A 20832-nucleotide genomic window follows, 5' to 3' on the forward strand; every position below is an offset into this window, starting at 1 on the left:
AAATAGAAAAATAAGCAACGATAATTCAAGCTGTTATATCTCTATTTTTTCTCACTGTCATATCCCCTTTCAAGGGGCGGATATTCGGTGGTACTCACTAGTAGGTATAGGGTTATCATGTAGGATCGGGAAAAATGCCTAAAGGGTTATCCTTCTCGGTACTGGTTTTCTACTCCTCCAGCAGAGGTCGCTTTATTATGTTGAAACGTTTCCTGCTGCCGCTGTCGCTCGTCAATCAGGTTGCCTTATTGATGCTGCTACTCGGTTTGCTGGGTATTGCAGGTATGTCGGTTTCCAGTTGGATGTCTCAAAGCATTCAAGGGAACGCGCACGCTATCAATAAAGCAGGCTCGCTGCGTATGCAGAGTTACCGTCTGCTCTCGATGGTGCCGCTCTCTGCCGAGAATGAAATCTACCTGCAAGAGCTGGAAGAAGACGAAATCAGCAGCGACCTACAGCAGGCAGTACGTCGGGAGGGGCTTAGCGAACAATTCACTGCGCTGCGTGTTTTCTGGCTGGAAAACCTGCAACCGCACCTGCGGCAGGCAACGAACTCTGCTGATGCCTCGGCGGATGTCGCCCGCTTCGTGAAACAGCTCGACGATTTGGTTTCCGCCATCGATCATAAAACCGAACAGCGGTTGAGGATGGTCACGCTGGTGCAGCGCATCTTCATCGGCATCATGTTTATTCTGCTGGTCACCACGTTCTTTTACCTACGCCGTCGACTGTTGACACCATGGCGACGTCTGGTTGCGATGGGACAAGCTATCGGGCAAGGTGACTTCACCCAGCGCGTCGCTATCAGCGGTCATGACGAAATGAGCACGCTGGGACAGGTGCTGAACAGCATGTCGGATGAACTTTCCGCCATGTACCACAGTCTGGAACTGCGCGTCGCCGAGAAAACGGCCGACCTGCAACAGAAAAACGATCTGCTGTCTTTCCTCTATCGCGCCAGTCGACGCCTGCATACCGGCGCACCGCTGTGTAGCCGACTGATGCCGATCCTGAACGAATTGCCGTCGCTGACTCCGCTGCGCAATATTCAACTGCGGCTGTATGAAGATAACAATCAGGAACAGTTTCACCAGTTTAGCGATTGCAGCCAGTCACAGCCGGATCACTGCCCGGATAACAGCTGTCAGAGCTGCGGGATGCAGGCAAAACGGGAAGAGCTGCCGGGCGAGCCTCACTGCTGGGACCTGCATGACAAGCACGGGCAATATGGCGTCGTGTTGGCCACGCTGCCGGGCAACACGGTACTGAGCCGCGATCAGAATCAGTTACTGAATACCTTACTGGAACAGTTGACCAGCACGCTGGCGCTGGAGCGCCAATCTAACCATCAACAGCAGTTGATGCTGATGGAAGAACGCGCCACGATTGCCCGCGAACTGCACGACTCTATCGCCCAGTCCCTCTCCTGCCTGAAAATTCAGGTGAGCTGTCTGCAAATGCAGGGCAACGATTTGCCACCCGCATCACAACAGCTGCTGACGGAAATGCGGGAGGAGCTGAACACAGCCTATCGCCAACTGCGTGAGTTGCTGACGACCTTCCGGCTGAAGCTGTCGGAATCCGGCTTACTCGCCGCGCTGCGGGCGTCGGTCGATGAATTCAGCAAGCGACTGGGCTATCCCATCGAACTGCATTACCGCCTGCCGCCGCAGTCGGTTTCCGCTCACCAAGGTATTCACGTCCTGCAAATTGTGCGTGAAGCGCTGAGCAATATTTATAAACACGCGCAGGCCACACAGGTCGATATCACCCTGCAACTACGTCAGGGCTACATCGAACTCAGCGTAGCCGACAATGGCATCGGTATTCCGGATGATGCCAGCCGCGCCAACCACTACGGACTTATTATCATGCGCGACCGTGCACGGGGTTTGCACGGCGAATGCATTGTTCGACGCCGGCCGTCGGGGGGCACTGAAGTCAATGTCAACTTCCTCTCCGAATATCGTCACCGGCTGCCATTAACAGGAGAAACTCATGATTAACGAAGATGCCGCCACCCTACTGCTGATTGATGACCATCCCATGTTGCGGAATGGCGTTAAGCAACTCATCAGCATGGACCCAGAATTGCAGGTGGCAGGTGAAGCCAGTCACGGCGAACAGGGTGTCGAGCTAGCGGAACAGCTGGATCCGGATTTGATTCTGCTCGATTTGAACATGCCCGGCATGAATGGCCTGGAAACCTTGAATCGTCTGCGGGAAAAATCGCTGTCTGGCCGCATTGTCGTCTTTAGCGTATCCAACCATGAAGACGATGTTGTCAATGCCCTGAAAAATGGTGCTGACGGTTACCTGCTGAAAGATATGGAGCCGGAAGATTTGCTGGCTGCGCTGCATCAGGCAGCGTCAGGAAAAATGGTACTGAGTGAAACCTTGACCCCGATTCTGGCCGCCAGCCTGCGTGAAAGCCGCCACAGCAGCGACCGGGACATTCAGCAGCTCACGCCACGCGAACGCGATATTCTGAAGCTGCTGGCTCAGGGATTATCCAATAAAGTGATTGCCCGCAAGCTCACGATTACCGAAAGTACCGTTAAGGTTCACGTCAAACACCTGTTGAAAAAAATGAAGCTAAAATCACGGGTTGAAGCGGCTGTCTGGGTATTACAAGAAAAAGTGATTTAATCCCATCGTCACAAGATACCGCTATTGTCAGCGGTACGGATAAGGCGCTCTGGCGCCCTTCCGTCCGAGATTATCCTCGCGTGAGCGAGGATGCCGCCGTAGCTAATGAAAACAAAGTTGATGAAAACAGGGTTGATGAAAATAATTGTTGGAAATACCATCAACACCCCGCCCAATCTAAACGCTTGCTAAACGGCACCGGCATTTATAGCCATTATCCTAATTAATGTGACGTTGCTCTCGTCTAAACTAGTTAGTAATCGCATTTTTCGGCTTTTACACCGAGTTTAACGTTGAGGAACAACATGAAAAAGGTCAGTAAGGAGCGGTTTATCGGCCTGGAATGGTTACGGTTTTTGCTCGGCTGCTACGTGATGATTTATCACACAGTACACGTTTATCCCCAGCGTGAGCGCATTCCTTTCCTGAGCGAGCTCACCAGCATGGGATTCTTCGCGACCAGCACGTTCTTTGTCCTGTCTGGCTTCTTGCTAGCCCATGTCTACATTAAGGACGGACGTCTGCGTGAACCTGTTCGCCAGTTCTGGGCCAAACGCTTCTTTAATCTTTATCCCATCCATATCATTGCCCTGCTGTCTTCGATTGCCGTTGTCACACTGATGCAGTGGCTGGCCGTGCCACCGGAAGGACAAGTCGCCAGCGCGCGTTTCGTCATTTATGACACCAACGATCCCGCAGCCGACCCCGAAACGCTGCGCCATTACATGACGAATGCACAGTTGGCGTTCAACGGGTTATTGCAGGTACTGATGTTGCAGGCATGGAATCCTTACTTCCTGACCTTCAATGCCCCGTTATGGTCACTTTCCACGCTGTTCTTTTTCTATCTGGCGTTTCCGCTGTTGGCACCGCGTCTGTTGAATAGTCGCCATCCGTGGCTGTGGATGGGGATCGTCTGCCTGCTGTATCTGCTACCGCCGATTTGGGTGATCTGGCAACAGCAGTTCGGTATGCCGTACACCGGGCTGTTGCAGCGTGGGCCGATCTTCCGTCTGCCAGAGTTCCTGGCCGGGATATTGGGCTATGCGCTTTTCCGTCATTATCGTCAGAAAGATCGCTTACCGTTGACCAAAGGCCAGCGCTACGCACTCGCCCTCTTTATCGGTGTGAATTTCCTTGTCGCTACCTGGCTGTTCACAAAAGGCGAAGCCTATTGGTACTTCTTGCTGCACAACGGCTTGCTTCTGCCGGCTCAGGTCGGTCTGGTTTGTCTCAGCGCGCTGGCGCGTGAACCTAACAGTGACTGGCTGCGGCACTGGTCGCCCCGACTGGGAGCAGCTTCGCTGTCTATCTTTGCGCTACACGTTCCGCTCTTTAATCTGTTCCGTACGCTGGAACAGCTGGTGCGCGGTAACCCGATGGCCTGCTTCAGCGACTGGGGCCAGTGCATTTCCGCGGCGGGTCAGGTACAGCTGTCCATGACGGGCTATATCATTTTCCTGCTCAGCACCGTGACGCTCTGTGTTCTCTTCCAGGAACAGATCGTGTTCCGCGTAAGGACGTTCCTGACCACACGTTTCCTGAGCAACAACAGCACCTCCCGCACGCAGCGCACCGCATAGCGCTCTTGATCGCACACGCTCTCTGGCCTGAAACAAGCAGGGTCAGAGAGCATCATCCCTGCACGACTCATCCCCTTTCCGCCAGCCAAAAATGTGACAGCTGTCGCGTTATAGCTGTTAATCATCAATAGCCACTTTTATAACTATTTACATTCTAATCAATTTTCGTTTTCGGGTAGAGCATCACTACGATTCCTGTTAATGTTTGCCGTTCCGGACTAAACCGGTTCTTTATCATCGGCTGTACGTCTTTGTCTTTGACGGACATCTCAATACCTGTCACCACTGTTTACTTGGCAATAATGACACTATCCAAACACGCACTCTCTTCCCTCAGCCTGGTTATCGCCCTCTCTGCTGGCATTACACAGAGCCGCGCTGACACCATTTGGCTGACCAATGGCGACCAGCTTACAGGGAAAATCACACTGCTTGACGGCGGTAAACTCTTTATCAACACCGATTATGCCGGCTCTATTTCTGTTGCCTGGGATAAGGTGAAAACCTTTGAATCCGACCATGGTCTGGTGATTCAAGGCGAACGCTACGAGAAAGGCGTTCTGTATCCGGCTGTTAAAGCGGGCGAAAACCGCGCCGTCGTCGCAAGCCCATCGCTGGCTAACGAAGCGGCTGGCCCACAAACGTTGCCACTTTCTGAAATCACGTCCATCGTCGCGCAGAAGCCGCTGGTGACCGATTTCGCCTGGAAAGGCAACATTGACGCCGGCATGTCGCATAAGAAAAGTTCGACAGAAACCGACAACTACGATGTGACGCTGAACACCAAAGCGCGTCACGATACGTGGCGACACAACCTTGATGCCAGCTACCATTTGGCAAAAGAGGATAAAGTCGAGAGCACCAAGAATGCGGCTGGCGAATATGCACTGGATAAGTTCGTGGATGAGAACTGGTTCTGGCAGGGTCGTTATCAGTACAAACGCGACTGGATTGAAAGCATTAAAATCAACCGCTCTTTCGGTCTCGGTCCCGGTTATCAGTTCTGGGATAACGATTTAGGTGCGTTCTCACTGACGTCACTGGTCAACTCCCAAACCTTCGTCTACCGCGATCAGGGCGAGGATGACTTCTACTCCGGTGGGATCAAATGGGCGTACAACCGCTACCTGTTCAGCAAATCGGTTGAAGCCTTCACCAACGGTGAATTGGGGCGTTCATTTGACGGCACTGCGCCAATCTATCTGAAAGCGGATGCAGGCATGCGCTTCAAGCTGACCGACTGGTCTTCGATGACGATGAAAGTGTCACGTACCCGTATCGAAAGTAATCAGGGGAATGTTGACGACACGCTGTACACCATGGGTGTTGGCGTCGGCTGGTAAGTCAGTGGCTTCACAGTGTCTCAAGGTGAACGGCGATATTGTCGTTCACCTCAATCCTTCCACTCATCGCTGTTTCGTTATTAGCCGTTCCCTGATGCCGCAGAGCACGACTGTTGCAGGATACGCACCCGCTGTGCCAGTTCGCTCACGCTTGCATCTTCCGTCCCATGATTTTTCAGCTCTTGCTCCAGCGCAAACAGATATTGCGCATTGGTGCCGAGCGGACCGCTCGCGCGCGCAATCAGCGGGGCAACGCTCTGAATGCAGGTATCATTTTCGTTGAGGGGATGCTCTGGCTCGGAGACAAACACCAGCGCCGTCAGCGGTGCACCGTTCTTGCGGTGCAGTTCGCACCAGAGCGGACGATAGCAGCCCGTCAGCATTTCACGCTTCCACAGCAGCTCCAAATCTTCACGCAATGAGGTTTCCGGCAGTCGGAAAGCCAATCCCGTTGTTTGCCCACCGGGTTTCAGCGCCAGCATCCGCCCCGGCTGCGTTACCGTACCACGGCCGATGGTGAGGCGCAGGCAAAAGGCACGTTGCCACCCTGCCAACGTGGCCAGACAGGTTTCTTCGGCGTCAAAAACCGGATTCCACATGAGCGAACCATAGCCAAACACCCAAACAGGACAGCTATTTGGCCGGAGCGCCAGCGTCCTATCCAACGAGTCAGCCCGCTGCTGCGGGGTGAGCAGTAAGGTTTCTTCAATACAACCAAAAGACGTTCTACAATCTGCTTTCTGCAAAAAATCGCGTGTTAACACTACTTACTACCCCCAACCTTACTCTTTTTGCTGCTCGTCAGATCGGCTCTCGCCCTGCGTGTACAAATCTAACTGCTTCATCTGCTTAATTTTACAACACTATGGATCTTGAGGTTATTCATTTATGGCTTTGCAATCAAGTTTGATACTAGTCACAAAAACAGAAAAAGTTCGTGATAATGTTTCACTCACGCAAAATTCCGATTTTGTACCCTAAATAATTCGAATTTCAGGAAGGCGGCAAGAGAAGGCATCCCGATGAGCTTACTCAGGTAAGTGATTCGGGTGACTGAATGCAGCCAACGCACATGCAACTTGAAGTATGACGGGTATATCAACTTAATCGGCAACTCACAGCCAGACTTGACGCATTCCTGATACAAACCTCATTTTTGTGACGTCAGGAGCCTGTCGTACGCTTGACGTGAAAGCTCTCGACGCCAATAAAACGTATTGGCGGCGACAAGAATAATAACGGGCAGACATCAAATGATAATAATTATCATCTCGTGTTATTATCATCCTTAATTTGGAATCGACTATCCACGGAGACACTAAATGGCAACGCCGCGTCAGCCTGTTTTAGTTCAGGTTAAACACATCCACGATATTTCCCCTCATTTACGCTGCATTACTTTCCATCATGACGCGCTGCGCGATTATCCGACCGAGCGATACGGTGCACACATCAAGCTCTTTTTGCCTCAGGCTGGGCAGCAAAAACCGGCTCTGCCCGCGATTGGCGAACGCGGCCCGATCTGGCCAGAGGGCGAAGCCCGCCCCATCGTTCGCACCTATAGCGTCCGCGCGTTGCGCCCGGAGGATGCGGAGCTGGATATGGTTTTCGCGCTGCATGAGCACGCTGGGCCTGCCGTCACCTTTGCCCGTCAGGCCAAGCCCGGTGATTGGGTCGGTATTTCACAACCCGGTGGCCCGCTCCCGATGCTGCCACCAGCGGCTGCTTATTATCTGGCCGCTGACCCGTCATCGTTCCCCGCGCTCATGGCGCTGCTGGAGAATTTGCCTGATGACGCAACGGGGCATGCGGTCATCCGTGTCGACAGCGAGGCTGATAAACTTGATATCGCGAAACCAGCACAGCTTCAGCTGCACTGGGTTATTGGCGGAACGGACGTGACCGATGCATTGTTACAGCAGTTTCAGTCACTTCCGTCGGCTGAAAATGTCTTTTACTGGTTAGCAGGTGAGGATCGTATCGTGGTTCAGCTTCGTCGCCACGTGCGTCGCGAACGCGGGTGTGAGCGAAATCAGATGTATGCCGTGCCTTATTGGCGAGAAGGGTTAAATGAAGAGGATTATCATCATAAACGTCACGATATTATGGATAATCCTGACGAATAACCACAAAAAATACATTTGATATTATCATGATAGGGAGAAGATACGCAGATTCTCCCTTTTCATTTAAATTTAAGCGCAAAGCGTAAAAATCCGTAAAACCTCCCGCACTGACACGACAATCTGTTATCATATTGTTCGTTTTATTACGTTATAACTACTTTTTAGTAACCTTTTGCTGTTTATCGTTGTTCTACGTCCTTAATAAAGGGCTTACGACCACAATAAATCGCTTTATGCCCTAAATAGTTCGAGCGGCCAGTATGCTGGTTTGAAATATGACGGGGATATTTTGCCGTATCATTCCTCTGGATAAGGAGAACTCCCGCAATGAAGTCTCATGCTGAGGTGGTCAAAACTCGCCATCATGAATACTCACTTATTTTTCCTGTTATTGCGCTGGCCGTGCTCTACATGTGGGGCACTTCACAAGATTTCTTCGCCATTCTCGGCATCAACGCCATCGCGCTAGCCGGGATACTGTTCAGCGCCTTTAGCGTAGTACGTCACGCCGACGTGCTCGCACACCGTCTGGGTGAACCCTACGGTTCATTGATCCTCAGCCTGTCCGTCGTCATTCTGGAAGTCAGTCTGATTTCGGCACTGATGGCAACCGGTGACGCTGGCCCGGACCTGATGCGTGACACCCTCTATTCCATTATCGTGATTGTCACCGGTGGTCTGGTCGGTTTCGCCCTCTTACTCGGTGGCCGTAAATTCGCCACACAGTACGTCAACCTCAGCGGCATCAAGCAGTACCTGATGGCAATCTTCCCATTGGCGGTGATTGTGCTGGTTTTCCCCAGCGCCTTACCCGGTGGTAATTTTAGCGTAGCGCAGTCGCTGATTATTGCTGCTATTTCTGCGGCGATGTACGGCGTTTTCCTGTTGATTCAAACTCGTACGCACCAAAGTCTGTTTGTATATGAGCATGAAGACGAAGGCGACGGTGACGATCCGCACCATGGTAAACCGTCCGCGCACAGTTCCCTGTGGCACACTGCCTGGCTGCTGGTTCACCTGATTGCCGTTATCGCGGTAACGAAAACAAACTCCATGCCGCTGGAAACGCTGCTGACCGAAATGAATGCGCCGACGCAGTTTACGGGCTTCCTGGTCGCGCTGTTAATCCTATCTCCTGAAGGGCTGGGAGCGATCCGCGCGGTCTTGAAAAATCAGGTACAACGCGCCATGAACCTGTTTTTCGGTTCCGTGCTGGCAACCATTTCACTGACGGTTCCTACCGTCACGATTATCGCCATGCTGACCGGCCGCACGCTGAACTTCGGTCTGGATATGCCGCACATTGTCGTGATGCTGTCGGTACTGGTGCTATGCCACATTACATTCTCCACCGGTAGAACCAACGTGTTGAGCGGCAGCGCGCATCTGGCGCTCTTTGCCGCCTATCTGATCACCATCACGCTGTAATTCCCCTGCCGACGCAGTTTTCGCTGCGTCGGCCTCGCCAAAAACCACTTCTCTTGATGTATATCTGGATCTTCTAAGCGCGTCCGGCGTATCGTAAGGCTGTCGTCGACGGACCGGCAGGCCCGCCATATTGATTTACTTCCTTACTTTGGTTTCTGCTTAGATGAAAACGCACGGAATTAACGGCGTCAGGCCGTTCAGCGCGCTAATTGACGCGTGCTGGCGCGAAAAATATACGCTGCAACGTTTTACCCACGACATTATCGCTGGCGTGACCGTCGGCATCATCGCCATACCACTAGCGATGGCACTGGCTATTGCCAGCGGCGTTCCTCCGCAGTACGGACTGTATACGTCCGCCATTGCCGGGATTGTCATCGCCGTCAGCGGCGGCTCACGCTACAGCGTCTCAGGCCCGACGGCCGCCTTCGTCGTCATTTTGTATCCGGTGTCGCAACAGTTCGGGTTATCCGGTCTGCTGGTTGCCACCTTGCTGTCCGGCGTATTTCTGCTGCTGATGGGGCTCTGCCGCTTCGGCCGTCTGATTGAATATATTCCGCTTTCCGTGACGCTGGGGTTCACCTCCGGGATCGCTATCACCATCGGTACCATGCAAATCAAGGATTTCTTCGGCTTGCAGATGGCGGTAGTCCCCGAGCATTACGTCGAAAAAGTGGCGGCGCTGGCGCAATCGCTGCCGACCCTGCATCTTGCTGATACGCTGATTGGCGCAACGACGCTTTTGGTTCTCATCGTCTGGCCCAGACTCGGTATTCGCCTGCCCGGTCATTTGCCTGCGCTGCTGGCAGGCGTCGCGGTGATGGGGATCATGTCACTGCTCGGTGAAAACGTGGCTACCATCGGTTCCCGATTCAGTTATATGCTGGCGGACGGTTCGCAGGGGCAAGGGATTCCTCCTATCCTACCGCAACTCATTCTGCCGTGGGATATTCCGTCGCCCAATGGGAAGACGATGACGCTGGATTGGCAAAGTATTTCCGCCCTGCTGCCCGCGGCGTTCTCTATGGCGATGCTGGGAGCGATTGAGTCGCTGCTGTGCGCCGTCGTGCTGGACGGGATGACGGGCAAAAAACACAATTCTAATGCGGAGCTGATGGGTCAGGGCTTCGGTAACATTATCGCGCCCTTCTTTGGCGGCATTACCGCAACCGCGGCGATTGCCCGCTCCGCCGCTAACGTGCGCGCGGGCGCAAACTCGCCGATCTCCGCCGTGATCCATGCGCTTATGGTTCTATTGGCGCTGCTGATCCTTGCGCCGTGGTTGTCTTATCTGCCGCTGGCAGCGATGGCGTCGCTGCTGTTGATTGTCGCCTGGAACATGAGCGAAGCGCACAAGGTGGTGGATTTGCTGCGCCACGGGCCGAAAGACGACATTATCGTGATGCTGCTCTGTATGTCGCTGACCGTGCTGTTCGATATGGTGATCGCGATTACCGTCGGTATCGTACTGGCATCCCTGCTGTTCATGCGGCGCATCGCGCAGATGACCCGACTGAGCGAACTGCCGGACACCAAAATCCCGGATCATCTGGTACTACGTGTTAACGGCCCGCTGTTCTTCGCTGCTGCAGAACGCATCTTCAACGATCTGACCGTACGCAGCGAAGGCTATCAAAATATCATCTTACAGTGGGATGCAGTGCCAGTGCTGGATGCTGGCGGACTCAATGCGTTCCTGCGCTTTAGTGAAACGCTGCCTGAAGGTAAACAGCTCATCATCACCGATATTCCCTTCCAGCCGTTAAAAACGCTGGCGCGGGCGAAGGTTCATCCGATTGAAGGGCGGCTAAGCTTCTACGGCTCACTCGCCCAGGCGATTGAGGCGACGACGGTGCGTTCAGCGTAACGGAAACAGAATAGAAATAGTGTGCGGGCCACGCCGTGCTAATGCTGCACGGCTGGCATCTTAAATCGGACGGACAGGCGTTCGTCCCGCAGCGTTAAATCCAGCGCGTCGTCGCATTCGCGGCTAATAGCGCTCAGTTGCTCGTTCGTCAGCGAATAAGGCAGTTGGATATCAAACGCGGTCAGACCTTGCTGACGTGCCAGCGTAATCAGCCTGATGATGTTGGTTTCGTCACTCACCTGCGTAGAAAGCACCTGTAGCGCCAGTCCCTTCAGCCGCTCTTTCGGCGCACTCTGCCGAGCCGGTGCCATCTTGGTTACCATGCCAAAAATCGGCATCACGCCGTACATTGCATCTACGAAACGCCAACGTTTCTTGCACAATGCCGCTAAATAATCCGTGTAGTCCAGACAGAGTGGCTCACTGGAACTTGTAGACTCAGGGGACTTTTCCATATTCCCTTTTCTCCTCTTCGCCAGTGGTTTGCCGCGCACTACCCTGACGGGTATAAAACCGTAAACAATATGATGGTTAATTCAGGTATATTGTCACGCTTCGCCCCCTTTTGACTAGCGTGTTGAGGAGACCTAATTGTGACAACTTTTTCTTCTGCTCCCGTGTTAATTACCGGCGGCGCACGGCGTATTGGGCTGGCGCTGGCGCGTTCGTTTCTGGCCCAGTCGATTCCGGTCATCATCAGCTATCGCACACCTTATCCTGAGCTGGAGACGCTACAGCAAGATGGCGCCGTTTGTCTGACCGCCGATTTTTCCACCACGGAAAACATCTATGCGTTCGCGAAGCAAATCCAGTCGCTCACGCCGCAGCTGCGCGCCATTATTCACAATGCCAGCCGCTGGGAGCCGGAAAGCCCCTCCACACCGCCAGAAAAAACGCTAGCCGATATGCTGCAAATCCATGTCTATACGCCCTATTTACTCAACCAACTGCTGGAACCCTGCCTGCGTGGGCAAGGCATCGCGGGTGCAGATATCATTCATCTGACGGATTACGTGGTAGAAAAAGGCAGCGATAAGCATATTGCCTATGCCGCCAGCAAAGCGGCACTGGATAACATGACGCGGTCATTTGCCCGCAAGCTGGCACCAGAGGTGAAAGTCAACGCGATCGCCCCCGGTCTAATCCTGTTTAATGAAAAGGATGACGACGCCTATCGTCAGCAGGCGCTGGAAAAGTCATTGATGAAAATTGCCCCCGGTGAAGAAGAAATTGTCCGGCTGGTGGATTACCTGCTCAGCAGCCGTTACGTCACCGGGAAAACGCTAGGCGTTGATGGTGGACGGGCTTTGCGTTAATTCCCTGAGTATCAATGTGAGGATAAACCCATCACTACCAGCGACGTTCGCCAGCAGCTTACTGCTCATTTGACGCGCCTATGGCGCTATGGACTGGTGCTGTCGCGCAGCCATGAAGTTGCCGAGGAGTTAGTCCAGTCCACCTGTGTTCGCGCACTTGAAAAAAGCGGGCAATTTACACCGGGCACTCGCATCGACAAATGGCTGTTCTCCATTCTCCACTCGATATGGATTTCCGAACTGCGCGCACGCCGCGTGCGTCTGGGGCAAGGTTTTGTCGAAAGCGAAGCCCTATTGGCCCCGGATACCCGAGAGCGGAATGATGATTCTCGGCATTACCAGAAAATAATGCAGCGCGTTAGCGCCTTGCCAGAAGCGCAGCGCAATACCGTATTTTTAGTTTATGTCGAAGGATTTACCTATCAGGAGGCAGCAGACACGCTATCGGTCCCCATCGGCACCATTATGAGCCGGCTGGCCACCGCACGAAGTACGCTGGCAAAATCAGTTGATGCTCTGCCCGCGGCAAAGGAGAAACGGTCTTGAAAACCATGCGTTTTACGCCCCCCTACAGTGATGAAGCCATCGTTGCCTGGTTAGATGGTGAGATGGATGACGACGATGCACAACAATTCGCCACACAGCTGGAGAGAGATGAGCCACTTGCCGAGCGCACCGCCGAGCTGATGAAAAGCCATCTCGATGTTGAAGAGGCCTTCGCGCCGTTACTCAACAAAGCGCCTCAGGCAAAAATGCAGGCCCGGCTTGAGGAACTGCTAGCAACGCATCCGGCGTCTGTAGAACCGCCCTCGCATGCCGGTGTCAGTCGCCGTTCGCTCATTGCGGCCTCACTCAGTTTTTTGGTGATTGGCTCAGGGCTAGGCTACCTTGCCCGTCCTGTTTCGATTGTTCGCAACGACAGTGAGAAAATTCGCGATCTTGAAGCGCAGTACATGTCACTGTACAGCACCGAAACCCTGCTTGATGCAGACAGTTCCTTACCCACCTTACAGCGCGGGCTGTCTCGTGCCACTCAAGAGATTGGGCTGCCGCTCCATGAACGGCAGTTGACGCTTCAAGGCGCGGAGCTAAAAATAGTGCGAATGCTGCGCTACGATAGCACCGCCATTGCGCAGATTGCCTGGATGCACGCCGAGTATGGCCCCATAGCGTTGTGCATTTCTCCCGATCGGGGAGCAACCACCTCTGCGCTTAACAATGAGCAGCGCCATGATATGCATGTCGTCTGGTGGCACAATCGTGGCTATCAGTTCGTATTAATTGGCCGTAACCCTGTACCGCAACTGACTGAAAGCGCGCTCAGGCTGCAAACGTCTCTGGCCTAGTCATTGACGCACCCGCCACTCGCTGATTCCCTTGAGTGGCGGGAAACGTTTATGCGGTATGTCGCGCTTTCGCCTGGATATCAATACTGATTGCCACGCGATCGTCCACCACCCCGGTAAAGCGATCCATATTAAAAGCCGAGCGAGAAATTGCCGTGGTGGCATGGAGAGACAACGCCTCTTCGCCAGATACGTTTCCGCCATGTTCTTCAAGCGTGGCGTCCAGAATAACGGGGCGTTGAATATTTTTTACCGACAGTGAACCAAAAACCCGAAAATGGCCATGGCCTAGCGCCACCACTCTGCTGCTGGTAAACATGATATCGGGATAGTGTTCGGCATCAAAAAACAGGCTGCTTTTTAACTGGTAAGTCAGCAGGCCATTGGAAGCCTGCAGCGTCGTGATGGGGATTTTCACATCAATACGGTCGTTTATTTCCTTTTCAGCATCCAGTGTGATGTTTCCCGTCACGCCGTCGAGAGAAGCCTGTGAAAGGTGACCAAATGCTTGCCATGAAAGCGCAATGGCGGTTTTATCCGTGGCAATGGTGTAGTTGAGAGGCATAGCGTGCAACAGTGGGCTGATGAGCAGCCCGGCGGCCAAAACGGGAACGATGCGCGTCATAACAGGGTTCTCCTAAAAGTAGACAATGTGTAAACGCACCAACGAACGAATTTATTCGGCCAATTTTCATTATTTTTGTCAATGCTGAGAAAACATCGAGTGTTGGGGTGGGCAGGCTTTTGCGTTAAAGCGCCGCCACAAAGACATGGCGCGATATTTCACGCCATGTCTTCTTTTCTTGCATCTTGCGCGGCCGTTAAGTTAATGATCTTAACGTGAGGGGGACAAGCATAAACATCAGGGGCACACTGCGTGATTTTTTTCCTGAGTGATTAACAGGCTTTCAATATTTTTTGCTGACAGTGATCGATAAAAAAACCACCCCTGAATTAAGCAATCTGCGTCAATTTCCCTGGCAATCGTTAATTGCTCAGCATCTTCAACGCCTTCAAAAACAATGTCTTTCCCCATATCTTTAATGAGCGAGCAGATTGCATGCAATATCTTTTCTTTATTCTTATTGTCCAGATTTTTCATTAACGAACCGTCCAGTTTAACTTCATCAAACCTGAAACCGGTAAGCCATGCTAAGTTCGAATTCGCCACGCCAAAATCATCAATCGCCAGTTTGATATTCATTTTTGCCACACGCTCGGCAAAAAGCTGGATTTCCTTTTGCGATAGCTGGCAGCGTTCTGATATTTCCAACTTTATCTGAGCAGGCTCAACACCATAGAAATCACACACCTTAATCAATCGGTCCATGAAAGCCAGATCGCTAATCTCATGATCGGTTATATTTATAGATAGCGTCAGCTTCCTGTTTTTATTGAGAACAGCGGCCATCTCTCTCACTGAGTGTTGTATTACAAAATCAGATATTTTTGAGTAAAACCCGATTTTTTCTGAAATCTTTATAAAGACGTCGGGAGAAACATAGCCATGTATGCCATCACGCCATCTGACTAGCGCCTCAATACCGGCTATTTTCCCATCGATAGCGCTCACCATCGGTTGATATTCAAGAAAAACATCCCCTCTCTTGATGGATTTCTTCAAACGGGATTTCAGCGATTGTCTTTTATCGACAATATTTAAACAGAAGAAAGTCAGGAATCCACCCAGCATCAATGCAACCACCGTGACAAAAGACAGGAGACCCGGTGTGAGCGACAGCAGTCCGCTGCGTGCATTTTGAGCTATCACGCAAAACTGCCATTGGGGACTACAAAGGCTGGTGTTGGCGGTAAATAGTTTACTCAGTAACGGATTACCCGAAGCAATATATTCCTTCGAATTCGATTCAAAATACTTTTGCGATTTATCCGCTGATGTCATAACGAAATATCCATCATTGACCGTATTCAATATACTTTCATAGGTTCCCCGCGAGATAAACACCGCAGCATGACCTTGATAGAGACCGATATTGTCATACCGCGTTTTGCTATTATTTTTTACTGCAATCAATGCTGGTTTATTATTTTCCATTTCATTCCTTACAGTAATATTCAGAGGAGGACTCACCTCTCCCCAAAAGGCACTGCAATAAATACGATTTTCTTTTAAAGAAGCAACATCTTCAATATTGAGATGACGCCACCTTATCATTTTTAATTTTTCAATGTAGTTTGGCGAGCAAATATCATCATCAATAGCGTTAATATCACCCAACGCAGACAGCGCCTGTTCTGCTAACATTTCAGCCTGAAAGCGTAACTTTTCAGAGCGCAATGTTAATTTGCTTTCCTGATGATTAACCAATAATTCATTTAATGAAAATAAAAAAGAAAATGAGATAACAACCATCATGAAAATGGCTATTGTTATCTTTTTAAATCCTGAAAAACGCATCGCGATCCAATGTCAGTTAATGCTTAAAAGCGCATTTAAATCCAGGCCAGCGATAGTAACCAGATGAAATTTTCGTGTCCAGTTCTTTCAAAAACATACAGTTAAAATTAGCACGTTTTTATAATTCACTTCGGTTAATAAATCAGCTCCGTTTTATTAAGCAATAACGATTTAAAAACCATGTGAGTAACCATTTGATTACATAAAGAAATAACCAACCAGTCACACATTAATGCATTTCATATACATTATTAGCGATAATTATTGCCCCGCCGCAGTCCACCGGCCTGCACGTGCCTGAAAGCACGTGCAACGAGATGGCTGGTCTTATTTCGTCTCTTTTTTCTTCACTTGCAGCTTACGCTGGTACGCTTTATTGCTGGCAACATATCTCAGGTAGGCCGCACGCGTCAGGCCGTCAGTACGCTGGGCAAACGCATCGTAGGTCGTATCTGGTGGAAAACCAAACTCGGCCAGTGCCTGTTCCCACGCGTCACGCTGTTCCGGGTTGTGCAGCGTTTTATCATAGCCAGGGAAGCCTTTACCCGCGAAGCATTCGGCTGATACGCCACTATAGGCTCCATTGTTCATATAGCTACGCCCGGCTTTAAAAGCGGTATCCTGACTAGCTTTATTGATCGAACAAGGCCCCCACGACAGACGATAGTCGCTTTTCTGTGCGCTGATGCTTGGGCCATAGCCAACGGGGAACAAAATGTCCTCTTCCGACAACGTTTTCGATCCCACATACTCATAGTTACCGCGCAGAAACGAGTTATCCATAACAATCCAGCACTTTTCAGACAAGGACGATGCCACAATCTCCGACAGCGGGAGATTACGCTCGGTTGTGCGAAGAAGATAAGGCCGCACAAACAGCGGCATCGTCATCACATCATTCCAGATGCTATGTTCCGCAAACAGGCCGTCCTTTTGCATCTGACGCAGGTTACCAATCACCAAAACATATCCATCGGTATGCAAGTCTATTTCAACCCGAAAGATGTCACCCGGAATCGTTTTATGCTGCTGTTTTTTCATACTCATCAGCCGTTCCAGCTTGTGCGCATAATCAGACGGTAACCGTTCACGATAAACGTGCAGCCAGTCGACAATCTCTGCTTTGCTGGTCAAATGACGGCATTCCGGCAACGGTAGTCCGATTGAGTTACGGTAATTGCTGGCATTGATATAACCGTAGCGTCCCGAATTCAGCGTTCTGACGCCCGCAGAAAACACAATGCCATCGGCCATCACGCTGGAAACGCTGGTGTACGTCAGCTTCTTTTCTTTACCGCGCGCGGTTCTCGGCAGAATAACGTCACGTCCGCGTGTATGAATAATGACGTCTTCTTCCTGATAATTTAACTCGGTGGCGGTAATACGCTTACGGATCGTATCGCCGTCGAAGCAGATAAAATAGCCGTCACGTACGGTTAAAATATCCCATTCAGACGAGAGCGGTTCCAGCCCGAAATAAGGGCGTAAGGTTTCCTGCATCCAGCTGTTTATCTGGTCAATCGGTTTCATCTTCAGCACGGTTCCCTGTGGAATAATCGGTCATTATGTCGTGACTGCTCTCGGTAAACGTCGAGAGTCAGGTGCGATATCGCCTCAAAAAAGCACGCCCCGCAGCGTATCTAACTTGGGCAAATAAACAAACACTTAACACCCATTTACGCTTCATTTCTCGTTTATCGCCTATCATCAGGCTATGCTATCAACAGTGAGTTGGGGATAACGTAGATACCATGCATAAGATTGTTTTTATAGAAGATGATACCGAGGTGGGGAAATTAATCGCCGCTTACCTCGGTAAGCATGACATTGATGTTCAGGTTGAAGCACGGGGCGATCAGGCATTGGCCTTTATTGAACAGCAGCAGCCTGACCTTGTGCTGTTGGACATCATGCTGCCCGGCAAAGACGGCATGACAATCTGTCGGGAATTGCGACCACAGTACAGCGGCCCGATTGTGCTGCTGACTTCGCTGGACAGCGACATGAATCATATTCTGGCGCTGGAAATGGGTGCCGATGATTACATTCTGAAAACCACACCACCCGCCGTGTTACTCGCCCGTCTGCGCCTGCATTTGCGGCAATACGCTGCGGCACCACAGGCCGTGACGGAAAACGTTGCACCCGCCGCGTTACAGGTGCACAAATCATTGCACTTCGGTCTGCTCTGCATCGATCCGGTCAATCGGGAAGTGACATTAGGGCAAGAACACATTGTGTTATCCACCGCAGATTTCGATCTGCTTTGGCAGTTGGCGACTCACGCAGGTCACATTATGGATCGGGATGCGCTGCTGAAAAATCTGCGCGGCGTGACCTACGACGGCATGGATCGCAGCATTGACGTCGCGATTTCCCGCTTGCGTAAGAAACTGTACGACAACCCGCTGGAGCCGTTCCGTATTAAAACGGTGCGCAACAAAGGTTATCTGTTTGCCCCCAATACCTGGGAGAGCGTCACGCTATGAGAAAGCTGTTCGTCCAGTTTTTTCTATTGCTGTTCGCCTGTTTTGTCGTCATGACGCTTCTGGTCGGGCTGGTCTATAAAGTCACCGCTGAACGCGCCGGACGTCAGTCCATGGATGACCTGATGAAAAGCTCGCTGTATCTCATTCGTAATGAGCTGCGCGCGATTCCGCCCCGCGAGTGGCATAAAACCATCAGCCAGCTCGATTTAAACCTGTCATTCAAACTGCACATCGAACCGGTGAGCAAATATGCACTGAGCCCCAAGAATCGGCAGCGTCTGAATCAGGGAGAAATTATCGCGCTGGATGATGAATACACGTTTATCCAACGCATTCCCCGCAGCCACTATGTTCTTGCCGTCGGCCCCATTCCTTATTTGTTCTTCCTGCATGAAATGCGGCTGCTGGATTTACTGCTGGTGATGCTCATCGGGCTGTCGCTGGCGCTGCCGGTTTTCCTATGGATGCGGCCACACTGGCAGGCGATGCTAAAACTGGAGAATGCCGCACAGCGCCTCGGGGATGGCCATCTGGAGGAGCGCATTCACTTCGATAGCACCTCAAGCCTGTACCGGCTTGGCGTCGCCTTCAACCGCATGGCGGATAACCTGAACCAGCTAATCAACAGCAAAAAGCAGCTGATTGACAATATTGCGCACGAACTGCGTACGCCGCTGGTCAGGCTGCGCTATCGGCTGGCGATGAGCGACAACCTGACAGAAGACGAGCAGCAGGCGTTAAACCGGGATATTGGTCAACTCGAAGCGTTGATTGACGAGCTACTGACGTATGCCAGACTCGACCGCCCACAGGTGACGCTGCATCTTGCCGATATTGATATTCCTTCGTGGCTACAGGCAAAAGTTGATGATTTCCGCCTCATCCATCCTGATAAACACATCTCGTTGGACATGCCCCATGCGGCACGGATTGGTGCGCTCGATTTACGCCTAATGGAGCGGGTGCTGAATAACCTGATCGGCAACGGGTTGCGCTTCTGCCACGGCCGATTGCATATCAGTCTGACATCCGACGCCGACCATATCGCGTGTCTGCAAGTCGAAGATGACGGTCCCGGTATTCCGCCCGACAGCCGGGAAAGCGTGTTTGAACCGTTTGTCCGTCTGGAAGCGGGTATCGAGAACAGCGGCGGCGGATGCGGGCTGGGGCTGGCGATTGTTCATGCTATCGCACGGGCTTATGACGGTAGCATTGCCGTGGATGACAGCCCACTCGGCGGAGCACGTTTCCGTTTTTGCTGGCCGGTAAAAACCGCAACAACGCAGGCCGCCATCACCATTCAGCACTAACACCGAGACGGTGGAAACCCCACCGTTCCCCCCTGCCTTTCCCACTTTTTCTGGCTTGTACATTAGGTTACACGCCGAAACCAATCACTCACTGAAGCCGCCCTCTGTTTCTCCTATTCTCTCTCTACCAGCCCAACTGAGGGCTACGAAACGTGAATGAGACAACGAGGAAATGATGATGAATAAAGTATTAGTTATGATCGCAGGTGCGGCTCTGGGTCTGTCCTCTGTAGCGTTTGCCGCGGATACCGTAACCAGCGCACCAGCTCAGCCTACGGCGACCACGTCTGCTCCGGCTAAAGCCGCTCACCATAAAAAACAGATGAAGAAAGCTCAACCAGCCCCTGCTCAGAAAGCGCAGGCCGCTAAAAAACACGTGAAGAAAGCTAAACCTGCCCCTGCTCAGAAAGCGCAGGCTGCTAAAAAACACGTGAAGAAAGCCAAGCCAGCTCCTGCACAGAAAGCACAGGCTGCTAAAAAACACGTGAAGAAAGCTAAACACGCCCCTGCTCAGAAAACACAGGCTGCCAAGAAACACGTGAAGAAAGCAAAAACGGCAAAACCAGCGACCACTACGCCAGCAGCGTAATCGGTAAGCACTCACGCCTTCCCCATGGGGAAGGCGTCACTTTCAGTTAGCCCTATTTGAAATCTATCTCTAAGGGCTTGCCGTAGAACAATCATCAAACACCCGGTTTACCGGGTGTTTATTTCATGGGGGGATGGGAGAATGATGCGGCGTTACTCATTTGAAATTATGTTATCCCTCGTTCTGCTCTGTGGCCTTATTACCCTGAGTTTTTTTCTCTAGTCACAGGGTCTGCATCACGCAGTGATTAATCGCACCGCTATTAATCATAAGGTTATTGAACGTCAAAAACAGTAAACGTCAAAAATGTAGACAGCGAACCAAATAAAGATGGTGGAGTCGTAAAGTTTTATCACTCAGCGCCGTT

At 51.6% G+C, this 20832-nt stretch carries 18 protein-coding genes; 13 read left to right on the forward strand and 5 right to left on the reverse strand.

Translation table 11 applies throughout. The features are described 5' to 3' along the window. Positions 1 to 197 precede the first annotated feature (197 nt). The 4 genes from narX (at position 198) to Q3A88_RS16475 (ending at position 5575) form a co-directional block, all read left to right on the forward strand. Positions 198 to 2006 carry a nitrate/nitrite two-component system sensor histidine kinase NarX gene (gene narX, locus Q3A88_RS16460; protein ID WP_181393576.1) on the forward strand — a complete coding sequence of 603 codons (1809 nt, stop codon included), beginning with the start codon at positions 198 to 200 and terminating at the stop codon, positions 2004 to 2006. After that, complete coding sequence (gene narL / locus Q3A88_RS16465) at positions 1999 to 2649, forward strand: two-component system response regulator NarL (protein WP_010276892.1); 651 nt, start codon at positions 1999 to 2001, stop codon at positions 2647 to 2649. The genes narX and narL overlap by 8 nt, the downstream gene beginning before the upstream one ends. Positions 2650 to 2954: 305 nt before the next feature. After that, on the forward strand, positions 2955 to 4232 hold the full coding sequence (locus Q3A88_RS16470; protein ID WP_110163216.1) for an acyltransferase family protein: 1278 nt from the start codon (positions 2955 to 2957) through the stop codon (positions 4230 to 4232). Between the two features lie 302 nt (positions 4233 to 4534). After that, on the forward strand, positions 4535 to 5575 hold the full coding sequence (locus Q3A88_RS16475) for a DUF481 domain-containing protein (protein WP_110163215.1): 1041 nt from the start codon (positions 4535 to 4537) through the stop codon (positions 5573 to 5575). Positions 5576 to 5655: 80 nt separating this feature from the next. Here Q3A88_RS16475 and Q3A88_RS16480 read toward each other — a convergent pair whose 3' ends face one another. After that, complete coding sequence (locus Q3A88_RS16480) at positions 5656 to 6339, reverse strand: gamma-glutamylcyclotransferase (RefSeq protein WP_110163214.1); 684 nt, start codon at positions 6337 to 6339, stop codon at positions 5656 to 5658. A 558-nt stretch (positions 6340 to 6897) separates the two neighbouring features. On the opposite strand from Q3A88_RS16480, the gene Q3A88_RS16485 reads away from it, so the two are divergent. From Q3A88_RS16485 to dauA, 3 genes are all read left to right on the forward strand, one after another. Next, entirely contained in the window at positions 6898 to 7701 is an 804-nt protein-coding gene (locus Q3A88_RS16485; protein WP_110163213.1) for a siderophore-interacting protein, read from the forward strand. Between the two features lie 327 nt (positions 7702 to 8028). Next, entirely contained in the window at positions 8029 to 9129 is a 1101-nt protein-coding gene (chaA, locus tag Q3A88_RS16490; protein ID WP_110163212.1) for a sodium-potassium/proton antiporter ChaA, read from the forward strand. 163 nt (positions 9130 to 9292) lie between these two features. After that, positions 9293 to 10996 carry a C4-dicarboxylic acid transporter DauA gene (gene dauA, locus Q3A88_RS16495; RefSeq protein WP_110163211.1) on the forward strand — a complete coding sequence of 568 codons (1704 nt, stop codon included), beginning with the start codon at positions 9293 to 9295 and terminating at the stop codon, positions 10994 to 10996. Between the two features lie 38 nt (positions 10997 to 11034). On the opposite strand, the gene Q3A88_RS16500 is transcribed toward dauA, so the two are convergent. Then, positions 11035 to 11451 (reverse strand): hypothetical protein, encoded by a 417-nt coding sequence (locus tag Q3A88_RS16500; protein WP_014915606.1) that lies wholly within the window; start codon positions 11449 to 11451, stop codon positions 11035 to 11037. 138 nt (positions 11452 to 11589) lie between these two features. Here Q3A88_RS16500 and folM point away from each other — a divergent pair, with 138 nt between their 5' ends. Genes folM through Q3A88_RS16515 form a run of 3 tightly spaced genes read left to right on the forward strand, consistent with a single transcriptional unit; the run spans position 11590 to position 13658 of the window. Beyond that, positions 11590 to 12312, forward strand: coding sequence for a dihydromonapterin reductase (gene folM, locus Q3A88_RS16505; RefSeq protein ID WP_039509600.1), 723 nt, complete (start codon positions 11590 to 11592; stop codon positions 12310 to 12312). A 30-nt stretch (positions 12313 to 12342) separates the two neighbouring features. Beyond that, positions 12343 to 12858: a sigma-70 family RNA polymerase sigma factor gene (locus Q3A88_RS16510; protein ID WP_039501235.1), complete on the forward strand. Its 516-nt coding sequence runs from the start codon at positions 12343 to 12345 to the stop codon at positions 12856 to 12858. Beyond that, complete coding sequence (locus Q3A88_RS16515) at positions 12855 to 13658, forward strand: anti-sigma factor family protein (protein WP_110163209.1); 804 nt, start codon at positions 12855 to 12857, stop codon at positions 13656 to 13658. The genes Q3A88_RS16510 and Q3A88_RS16515 overlap by 4 nt, the downstream gene beginning before the upstream one ends. Before the next feature lie 49 nt (positions 13659 to 13707). Here the strand turns inward: Q3A88_RS16515 and Q3A88_RS16520 are convergent, their stop codons facing one another. The 3 genes from Q3A88_RS16520 to Q3A88_RS16530 form a co-directional block, all read right to left on the reverse strand. Next, positions 13708 to 14283 carry a YceI family protein gene (locus Q3A88_RS16520; RefSeq protein WP_039509604.1) on the reverse strand — a complete coding sequence of 192 codons (576 nt, stop codon included), beginning with the start codon at positions 14281 to 14283 and terminating at the stop codon, positions 13708 to 13710. A gap of 237 nt (positions 14284 to 14520) precedes the next feature. Beyond that, positions 14521 to 16077, reverse strand: coding sequence for an EAL domain-containing protein (locus Q3A88_RS16525; protein WP_317178303.1), 1557 nt, complete (start codon positions 16075 to 16077; stop codon positions 14521 to 14523). 327 nt (positions 16078 to 16404) lie between these two features. Then, entirely contained in the window at positions 16405 to 17607 is a 1203-nt protein-coding gene (locus tag Q3A88_RS16530; RefSeq protein ID WP_317178304.1) for an immunity 26/phosphotriesterase HocA family protein, read from the reverse strand. A 221-nt stretch (positions 17608 to 17828) separates the two neighbouring features. Here Q3A88_RS16530 and rstA point away from each other — a divergent pair, with 221 nt between their 5' ends. The 3 genes from rstA to asr all read left to right on the forward strand — a co-directional run bounded on the left by rstA (position 17829) and on the right by asr (position 20465). Continuing rightward, the gene (gene rstA, locus Q3A88_RS16535) at positions 17829 to 18566 is read left to right on the forward strand and encodes a two-component system response regulator RstA (RefSeq protein WP_233991169.1); all 738 of its coding nucleotides are present in this window, start codon (positions 17829 to 17831) and stop codon (positions 18564 to 18566) included. Next, positions 18563 to 19876 carry a two-component system sensor histidine kinase RstB gene (rstB, locus tag Q3A88_RS16540; RefSeq protein WP_317178305.1) on the forward strand — a complete coding sequence of 438 codons (1314 nt, stop codon included), beginning with the start codon at positions 18563 to 18565 and terminating at the stop codon, positions 19874 to 19876. Before rstA ends, rstB begins: the two co-directional genes overlap by 4 nt. A 178-nt stretch (positions 19877 to 20054) precedes the next feature. Beyond that, complete coding sequence (gene asr, locus Q3A88_RS16545) at positions 20055 to 20465, forward strand: acid resistance repetitive basic protein Asr (protein ID WP_317178306.1); 411 nt, start codon at positions 20055 to 20057, stop codon at positions 20463 to 20465. The last annotated feature ends 367 nt before the right edge of the window (positions 20466 to 20832 follow it).

The sequence above is a fragment of the Pectobacterium sp. HCp5_1 genome (genome assembly GCF_032905925.1).
In the GTDB taxonomy this organism is placed as follows: Bacteria; Pseudomonadota; Gammaproteobacteria; order Enterobacterales; family Enterobacteriaceae; genus Pectobacterium; species Pectobacterium brasiliense_A.

What these genes read in the sequence shown, in the direction of transcription:
- Q3A88_RS16470 (WP_110163216.1), top strand. Translation starts at nt 2,955, where the DNA reads ATGAAAAAGGTCAGTAAGGAGCGGTTTATCGGCCTGGAATGGTTACGG.
- narX (WP_181393576.1), top strand. Translation starts at nt 198, where the DNA reads ATGTTGAAACGTTTCCTGCTGCCGCTGTCGCTCGTCAATCAGGTTGCC.
- Q3A88_RS16520 (WP_039509604.1), bottom strand. Translation starts at nt 14,283, where the DNA reads ATGACGCGCATCGTTCCCGTTTTGGCCGCCGGGCTGCTCATCAGCCCA.
- asr (WP_317178306.1), top strand. Translation starts at nt 20,055, where the DNA reads ATGAATAAAGTATTAGTTATGATCGCAGGTGCGGCTCTGGGTCTGTCC.
- rstA (WP_233991169.1), top strand. Translation starts at nt 17,829, where the DNA reads ATGCATAAGATTGTTTTTATAGAAGATGATACCGAGGTGGGGAAATTA.
- Q3A88_RS16485 (WP_110163213.1), top strand. Translation starts at nt 6,898, where the DNA reads ATGGCAACGCCGCGTCAGCCTGTTTTAGTTCAGGTTAAACACATCCAC.
- Q3A88_RS16525 (WP_317178303.1), bottom strand. Translation starts at nt 16,077, where the DNA reads ATGCGTTTTTCAGGATTTAAAAAGATAACAATAGCCATTTTCATGATG.
- Q3A88_RS16530 (WP_317178304.1), bottom strand. Translation starts at nt 17,607, where the DNA reads ATGAAACCGATTGACCAGATAAACAGCTGGATGCAGGAAACCTTACGC.
- dauA (WP_110163211.1), top strand. Translation starts at nt 9,293, where the DNA reads ATGAAAACGCACGGAATTAACGGCGTCAGGCCGTTCAGCGCGCTAATT.
- Q3A88_RS16500 (WP_014915606.1), bottom strand. Translation starts at nt 11,451, where the DNA reads ATGGAAAAGTCCCCTGAGTCTACAAGTTCCAGTGAGCCACTCTGTCTG.
- Q3A88_RS16475 (WP_110163215.1), top strand. Translation starts at nt 4,535, where the DNA reads ATGACACTATCCAAACACGCACTCTCTTCCCTCAGCCTGGTTATCGCC.
- narL (WP_010276892.1), top strand. Translation starts at nt 1,999, where the DNA reads ATGATTAACGAAGATGCCGCCACCCTACTGCTGATTGATGACCATCCC.
- chaA (WP_110163212.1), top strand. Translation starts at nt 8,029, where the DNA reads ATGAAGTCTCATGCTGAGGTGGTCAAAACTCGCCATCATGAATACTCA.
- rstB (WP_317178305.1), top strand. Translation starts at nt 18,563, where the DNA reads ATGAGAAAGCTGTTCGTCCAGTTTTTTCTATTGCTGTTCGCCTGTTTT.